The 7,702-nt window shown below is 75.2% G+C and carries 6 protein-coding genes; 5 read left to right on the forward strand and 1 reads right to left on the reverse strand.

Going from position 1 to position 7,702, the window contains the following annotated elements:
• Both ACIQOV_RS17630 and ACIQOV_RS17635 read left to right on the forward strand, forming a co-directional pair.
• A partial coding sequence (locus ACIQOV_RS17630) for a PD-(D/E)XK nuclease family protein (RefSeq protein ID WP_401049436.1) occupies positions 1-734 on the forward strand: 734 nt, incomplete at its 5' end.
• A gap of 191 nt (positions 735-925) precedes the next feature.
• Positions 926-2,137, forward strand: a complete 1,212-nt coding sequence (locus ACIQOV_RS17635) for a PP2C family protein-serine/threonine phosphatase (protein WP_401049438.1) — start codon at positions 926-928, stop codon at positions 2,135-2,137.
• Between the two features lie 15 nt (positions 2,138-2,152).
• On the opposite strand, the gene ACIQOV_RS17640 is transcribed toward ACIQOV_RS17635, so the two are convergent.
• Complete coding sequence (locus ACIQOV_RS17640; RefSeq protein WP_380539967.1) at positions 2,153-3,124, reverse strand: endonuclease/exonuclease/phosphatase family protein; 972 nt, start codon at positions 3,122-3,124, stop codon at positions 2,153-2,155.
• A gap of 79 nt (positions 3,125-3,203) precedes the next feature.
• On the opposite strand from ACIQOV_RS17640, the gene ACIQOV_RS17645 reads away from it, so the two are divergent.
• The 3 genes from ACIQOV_RS17645 to ACIQOV_RS17655 all read left to right on the forward strand — a co-directional run bounded on the left by ACIQOV_RS17645 (position 3,204) and on the right by ACIQOV_RS17655 (position 7,521).
• Positions 3,204-3,830, forward strand: a complete 627-nt coding sequence (locus tag ACIQOV_RS17645) for a PadR family transcriptional regulator (RefSeq protein ID WP_401049439.1) — start codon at positions 3,204-3,206, stop codon at positions 3,828-3,830.
• A gap of 71 nt (positions 3,831-3,901) precedes the next feature.
• On the forward strand, positions 3,902-4,666 hold the full coding sequence (locus ACIQOV_RS17650) for an ABC transporter ATP-binding protein (RefSeq protein ID WP_401049441.1): 765 nt from the start codon (positions 3,902-3,904) through the stop codon (positions 4,664-4,666).
• Entirely contained in the window at positions 4,663-7,521 is a 2,859-nt protein-coding gene (locus ACIQOV_RS17655) for an ABC transporter permease (protein WP_401049443.1), read from the forward strand. The genes ACIQOV_RS17650 and ACIQOV_RS17655 overlap by 4 nt, the downstream gene beginning before the upstream one ends.
• Positions 7,522-7,702 lie beyond the last annotated feature (181 nt).

A 7,702-nucleotide genomic window follows, 5' to 3' on the forward strand; every position in this document is an offset into this window, starting at 1 on the left:
GGGCGCCCGCCCCCGAAGCCGAGGAGACGGCCCCCGAGGACCAGCGTCAGGTCGCCTCCTGGGACCGCGATCTGACGGCGCTGCTGGGCGAGTTGGAGCGGTCCCGGCGCACCGCGCGGGACGTGCCGCTGCCCGCCGCGCTGTCCGCCACCCAGCTGCTGCGGCTGGCCGCGGACCCGGACGGCTTCGCGCACGAACTGGCCCGCCCGATGCCGCGCCCCCCGCAGCCGGCGGCCCGGCGCGGCACCCGCTTCCACGCCTGGGTGCAGTCCCGGATCGAGCCGCTGCTGCTGGTCGAGCCCGGTGCGCTGCCCGGCGCCGACGACGACGGCATCGAGGACGAGCAGGACCTGGAGCGGCTCAAGGAGGCGTTCCTGCGCACCCCGTACGCCCGGCGCAAGCCCCACCGGGTGGAGGTGCCGTTCCAGCTGGTGCTGGCGGGTCGGGTGGTGCGGGGACGGATCGACGCGGTCTACCGGGAGGATGACGCGTTGTCGGAATCCGGTGGTGCGTCACGCTACGAAGTGGTGGACTGGAAAACCCATCGGGAGGAGACCGCCGACCCGTTGCAGCTCGCGGTCTACCGGCTGGCCTGGGCCGAGCACGCGGGCGTCGATCCCGAGCAGGTCACGGCGTCGTTCCTGTACGTCCGCAGTGGCCGGATCGTCCGTCCGGCAGGACTTCCCGACCGAAAAGAGTTGGAACGGCTCCTGATCGGGAACAGTGACTATTGAGTCACGCAGAGCATCCAAGTCATCATGCCAGTGCCCGAAACCTGTGCGTCATGCACGTTTCGCGCCTATTGTGGGGTCGGTAACCGGTCAACCCCCGTACTCCGGCCGCCAGCGAGGCCCGCATTCCCTGACCCTCAGTCATCACCGCAGGTGCCCTCGGGCATCGGCGTCTTCTGCTGGAGAGACCGAAGTTGAGCGCGACCGGATGGATCAGAGAGCGGTTCACCGGGCCGACACCGGGGCCCGCTCCGCGCGCGACCGGCACCTGGCCGAGGACGGCGCTGGCGCTGCCGTTCCTCGGCATGGTGCTGATCGTCGCCCTCGACTACCTCAGCGGCACCGAGGTGACGGTCGAACCGGCCCTCACCGCCGTACCCGCGCTGGCCGCCGTGGTCAGCCGCCGAACCTGGTACCCGCTCGCCATCGGTCTGGGCACCGAGGCGGCGGCCTTCCTGATGGCCTTCCGCAGCGACACGCTCGGCGAGTCCGTGCACGCCGCCAGCGTCTTCGCGATCCTGCTCGTCGCCGCGATCGGCTGGGTCAGCGCCACCCTGAGGCTGCGCCAGGAACGGGCGCTGGCCGACGCCCAGCTGGTCGCCTCGATCGCCCGCCGGGTGCTGCTGCGGCCCGTCCCCGAGCGGGTCGGCACCGTCCGGGCGGCCGTCCACTACGAGGCCGCCGCCGCGCACGCCCGGATCGGCGGCGACCTCTACGAGGTGGTCAACACCCGGCACGGGGTGCGGGCGGTGGTCGGGGACGTGCGCGGCAAGGGCCTCGGCGCGGTGGAGACGGCCGCCGCCGTGCTCGGGGCCTTCCGCGAGGCCGCCCACCAGGAGGCCGCCCTGGACCGGGTGGCCGGCTGGCTGGCCGTCAGCCTCGACCGCGCCCTGCACGAGAACGACCACCCGGGCGTGGAGGAGGAGTTCGTCACCCTGGTGCTGATCGGCGTCGGGCCCGACGGCGCCGCGGAGATCGTCAACTGCGGTCATCCGGCCCCGCTGCTGCTGCGCGGCGGGGAGGTCCGGCCGCTCGAACTCGCCGAGACCGTACCGCCGCTGGGCGTCCTCGACCCGGTCGACGTCCGACCGCCGGTGCACCGGCTGCTGCTCCAGGGCGACGACCGGGTGCTGCTGTTCACCGACGGCGTGATCGAGGCCCGCGACCGCGCGGGCGTCTTCTACCCGCTCGCCGAACGCTTCCCGCACTGCGCGGCCGGCCGCCCGGCCGACGTCCTGCAGCGGCTGCACGAGGACGTGGTGCGCCACGTCGGGCGCCAGCTCGGCGACGACGCGGCCATGCTGCTGCTCCAGTTCGACCCCCCGCACGCGCTCGGGCCGGGGGAGCCCCGGGCCGCCACCACCGTCCACCTCCCGCAGCAGGCCGGGGTCCTGGCGCGCCAGTAGGCGTCCGGGGCCGCCCTACAGCGACACCTCGACCAGCAGCGGGCGGTGGTCCGACACCGTCGCGCGCGGCGCCGCCGCCGGCCCGACCGCCGTGCGCGGCACACCGATCCCCAGCACGTGGTCGAACTGCACCGCGGGCCGGTGCGAGGGGTAGGTCGGCGTGCGCGCCAGGTCGTACCAGCCCTGCAGGCGGGGGCGCGGCTCGCGCACCCGGCGCCGGCGCGCCTCGGTCAGGGCCGGCCGGGCCCGCCGCGCCGCCCGCAGCTCGCGCACCCGCACCCGCGGCGCGGTGCGCTCCAGCGCCGTCGCCCCGCCGAGCACCGTGCGGGGCACGGCGCCGACCAGGTTGAAGTCGCCCAGTACCAGGTACGGCTGCGGCAGGTCGGCGATCCAGCGCCGGATGCCGGCCAGCTGCGCCATGTTCCAGCCGGGGACGAAGGACAGGTGCGCCGCCACCACGGTGAACGGCCCGCGGTCGCCCTCCAGGACGGCCGCCAGCGCCGCCCGCGGCTCGTCCGGCACCGGGGTCAGTCCGCGCCGCCCGGCCACCCGCAGCGGCAGCCCGAACGGCGCCGGGGCGAACCGCCGGGCCCGCCAGTGCCGCACCGGGAGCCGCGTCAGCAGCGCCGTCCCGTACGAGGGCGGGGCGCCGTCGCCCATCTCGCCGGGCCCGTACACCCGCAGGCCGCCCGGTCCGGACGGCTCCGGCACCCAGCCCGCGACCGGCGCCGGGCGGCCGTGCAGGGCGGCGGCGAAGCGCCAGTCCTTGGCGCCCATGGCCGCGGCCGCCACCGCCGCCTGGTCGGTGCCGCCGGAGCGCGCCTGGTACCGGTCGACCTCCTGGAGCGCCAGCACGTCGGCGTCCAGTGCGGCCACCGCCTCGGCCAACGGCTCGCCGGCGTCGGACGGGTAGGGCCGCGGGGCGCCGTCCGGGGCGAGCGGCTGGCCGTGCAGGAGGTTGAAGGTGGCGATGCGCAAGTGGCTCACACCGCACGACGGTACCCGCTCCCCCGACCGGGTGGGCGCGGCTTGAGACGGTAGGGCATACCGGGTATACATACTCGGTATGTCCATCCGTCACGGTTTGCTCGCCCTGCTCGACCAGGGCCCTCGCTACGGCTACCAGCTGCGCACCGAGTTCGAGGCGCGCACCGGCGCCACCTGGCCGCTCAACGTCGGGCAGGTCTACACCACGTTGTCGCGGCTGGAGCGCGACGGGCTGGTCGAGCCCGCGGGGGAGGACGACGAGGGCCACCAGTTCTACGCCGCCACCGACGCGGGCCGGGAAGAGCTGCGGACCTGGTTCGACACCCCGGTGCCCCGGACCAACCCCCCGCGCGACGAACTGGCGATCAAGCTCGCCATGGCGGTGACCGTCCCCGGGGTCGACGTCTCCGCCGTCGTCCAGGGCCAGCGCCGGCACAGCATCAAGGCGCTCCAGGACTACACCCGGCTCAAGGGCCGCGCCCTCGCGGGGGAGAAGCGCCCCGGCGCCACGCCCTCCGCCAGTAACGACCTGGCCTGGCTGCTCGTCCTCGACCAGCTCATCTTCCAGACCGAAGCCGAGATCCGCTGGCTCGACCACTGCGAGACCCGGCTCGCCCAGCAGGCCGAACTCCTGCAGACCCGCACCGCCGAGGCCGCCCGCGACGGCGCCGCGCCCGCCAAGCGCGGGCGCCGCCTGCGCGCCTGAGCCCCCGCGGCAACCGAACCACCATGCTCGGCCCCGACGCCGAGCGCACACCCAGTACGAGGGGGGAATCCATGTCCCACACCCAAGAGGCCCGGCCGACGCCGGTGCTCCACCTGGAGAACGTCACCCGCGTCCACGGCCACGGCGCCGCCGAGGTCCAGGCCCTGCGCGGCGTCGACCTCAAGGTCCACCCCGGCGAGTTCGTCGCCGTCATGGGCCCCTCGGGCTCCGGCAAGTCGACCCTGCTCACCCTGGCCGGCGGCCTGGACACCCCGAGCGGCGGCCGGGTCCTGGTCGAGGGCGTCGCCCTGGGCGAGCTCGACCGCAAGAAGCTCGCCCGGGTCCGCCGCCGCTCCGTCGGCTACGTCTTCCAGGACTACAACCTGATACCGGCGCTCACCGCCGCCGAGAACATCTCGCTGCCGCGCGAACTCGACGGGCTGTCCACCCGCGCCGCCCGCCGCGAGGCCCTCGCCGCCCTGGAGGAGCTCGGCATCCCCGAACTCGCCGACCGCTTCCCCGACGACATGTCCGGCGGTCAGCAGCAGCGCGTCGCCATCGCCCGCGCCCTGATCGGCGACCGCCGCCTGGTCCTCGCCGACGAACCCACCGGCGCCCTCGACTCCACCACCGGCGAGGCCGTCCTCGCCGTCCTGCGCGCCCGCTGCGACGCCGGCGCCGCCGCCATGATGGTCACCCACGAGGCCCGGCACGCCGCCTGGGCCGACCGGGTCGTCTTCCTGCGCGACGGCCGGATGGTCGACGAATCCGTCAGCCAGGACGCCGCCAGCCTGCTCGTCAGCGCCGCCACCAACAGCCTGAAGGTGGACGAGTGAAGCTCAGCGCCTGGCGGGTGGCCCTGCGCATCGCCCGCCGCGACGCCCTGCGCGCCAAGGGCCGCAGCGCCCTCGTCATCGCCATGGTCGCCCTGCCCGTCCTCGGCGTCACCGGCGCCGACGTGGTCTTCCGCAGCGCCGAGCTCACCCCCGCCGAACACGCGACGCGGGTCATGGGCCAGGCGGTCGGCGAAGTGCACATCGTCGAACGCGGCTCCTCCGTCAAGCAGGCGCCCGACCCCGAGAAGGGGCTCACCATCCAGAGCCCCAAGGACGACGCCAAGGCCGGCGAAGCCCCCACGTACACCCCCGCGCAGCAGCGCTCCCTCGACACCGCACCCGACGAGCTGGCCCGCCAACTGCTCCCGGCCGGCGCCACCCTGGTGCCCGAGCTCTCCGGCCCGTTCACCGCCGCGAGCAGCTCCGAGGGCCTGATCAGCACCCGGGTCGGCGAGGCCGACCTGGCCGACCCGGTCTGGCGGGGCCGGATCGACCTCCTCCAGGGCCGGGCCCCCACCGCCGACACCGAGGCCGCCGTCACCCGGGACTTCCTCAAGCGCTCCGGGCTCAGGATCGGCGACAGGACCGCCGTCCGCGGTCTGGAGAACAGCCCCTTCACCATCACCGGCGTCTACGAGTACCCCGGCGAACTGCGGGCCACCGAGCTCACCGCCCGCCCCGGCACCGTGCTCGACCGCCTCCCCAAGCCGTCGGGCGGCTCCGACGCCTCGACCGAGGACCCCGGCGAGACCACCCGCTGGCTGGTCAAGCTCCCGGCCGGGGCCTCGATCGACTGGCAGAAGGTCAAGGAGTTCAACGAGTACGGCTTCCAGGTGACCTCGCGCGCCGTGCTGGCCGACCCGCCGGCCAGTGCCGACGTCCCGTACTTCGTCGAGCAGAAGCATGACGGCAGCGGCCCCAGCTACTTCAACCGGACCGACATCGTCATCCTCGCCACCGTCGTCGGCATGGCCCTGCTGGAGATCGTCCTCCTCGCGGGCCCCGCCTTCGCCGTCGGCGCCCGGCGCTCCCGGCGGCAGCTCGGGCTGCTCGCCGCCGCCGGCGGTGAGCGCGCCAACGTCCGCGCGGTCGTGCTCGGCGGCGGCATCGTCCTCGGCATCACCGGCGCCGTGATCGGCCTGGGCCTCGGCATCGGCCTGGTCGCCCTGCTGCGCACCGCCGCCGAGGAGCGCTCCGGCCAGCGCTTCGCCCACTTCGCCCTGCCGCCGCTCGACCTGCTCGGCGTCCTCATGGTCGGGCTCGTCACCGGCCTGCTGGCCGCCGTCGTCCCCGCCGTCCAGGCCTCCCGGCAGGACGTCGTCGCCGCGCTCACCGGCCGCGACACCCTCAAGCCGCCGAGCCGCAGGCTCGCCGTCGCGGGACTGCTGACACTCGGCGGCGGCGCGGCCCTCGCCCTGGCCGGTGCCACCAGCGGCGTCGGCAACCGCAGCTTCGCCGTCCTCGGCGGCTCGGCCCTCGCCGAGCTCGGCATGGTCGCCCTCGTGCCCTACCTGGTCGGCCTGTTCGGCCGGCTCGGCCGCTGGCTCCCGCTCGGCCCCCGGCTCGCCCTGCGCGACTCGGTGCGCCACCGCGGCCGCACCGCGCCCGCGGTGGCCGCCGTGATGGCCGCCGTCGCCGGCTCCGTTGCCGTCAGCGTCTACATCGCCAGCTTCGAGGAGCAGTACCGGCTGGAGTACACCGCCTCCGGTCCGTCCGGGGCCGTCATCCTCGGCAACGGCTGGCTGTCCGACGCCAAGCTGCTGCCGCAGATGCGCGAGGCCGTCGAACGCAGCATCCCCGACCTCGGCCCGCGCGCCGACGTCCGGCGCGTCCAGCCGAAGGTCGACTGCTCCGAGGGCAGCTACTGCGGCTACGTCAGCGTCGAGCTGCCCAAGGAGGACCGCTGCCCGCTCATGGACACGGGCGACACCCTCTCGCTGGCCGAGAGCGAGCATGTCATGAGCACCGACAAGCGCTGCCAGAGGGACCACCGCCGCAACAACCAGTTCAGCGCGGTCACGGCCGGGGACGCCACCCTGCTGCACAACCTCTTCGGCGTCACCGACCCGGCCCCGGGCCGGGCCCTCGCCGCCGGCAAGGCCGTGGTCTTCGACGCCCGCTACCTCAAGGACGGCAAGGCGATCCTCCGGTACAGCAGTCCGGTGACCGGCAGCGGGAACGGCCCCGCGAGCAAGCCCGTCATCACCGAGATCACCGTGGACGCCGTCCTCGCCGAGCCCGCGCTGCCCGCCTCGGCCCAGGCCGTGGTCACCCAGGACACCGCCACCCGGCTCGGCTTCTCCACCGCCCCGGCCGGCTCCGTCTGGCTGCCCGGCGCCATGCCCTCGGACACCGCCCAGCAGAAGGCCGACGGCGCGCTGGCCAAGCTCGTCGACCACGACGTGCTCAAGATCGAGCGCGGCTACGAGTCCCCGGCCGGGCTGATCCAGTTCGGTCTGAACGTCTTCGCCGGCATCGTCGCCCTCGGCGCGGCCGGCATCGCCACCGGACTGGCCGCCGCCGACTCCCAGCGCGATCTGACCACCCTCGCGGCGGTCGGCGCCGAGCCCCGCATCCGGCGCTCGCTGTCCGGCTTCCAGTGCGGGGTGATCGCCGCGATGGGCGCCCTGCTCGGCGTGGTCTGCGGCGTGGTGCCGGGAGTGGCGCTGCGCAAGGTCGAGGCCGCGGCGAGCAGCTACCCCGGCATGAGCCCCGAGGAGATCGCCAGCAAGGCGGCCCTGGTCTTCCCGTGGCCCACCATCGCCGCCACCGTGCTGCTGCTGCCGGTGCTCGCGGCCGGGCTCGCGGCGCTGATGACCCGCTCGCGGATCACCCTGCTGCGCCGCTCGGGCTGAGGCCCGCGCCGCCCTGGGGCCCGCGTCGGCCCCCGGGGCCCCGCGCCCGCTCGCCCCGCCCCCGTCCGCGTCACCCCCGTCCGCGGCACCCCCCGGCCCCGCGTAGCCCCCGCCGGGGGGGGGGGGGGTTAAACCCCCCCCGCCCCCCGCCCCCCGCCGGGCGGGGGGGGGCGGAAGGGAG

The sequence above is a fragment of the Kitasatospora sp. NPDC091257 genome, assembly GCF_044757675.1.
GTDB lineage: Bacteria > Actinomycetota > Actinomycetes > Streptomycetales > Streptomycetaceae > Kitasatospora > Kitasatospora lactacystinica.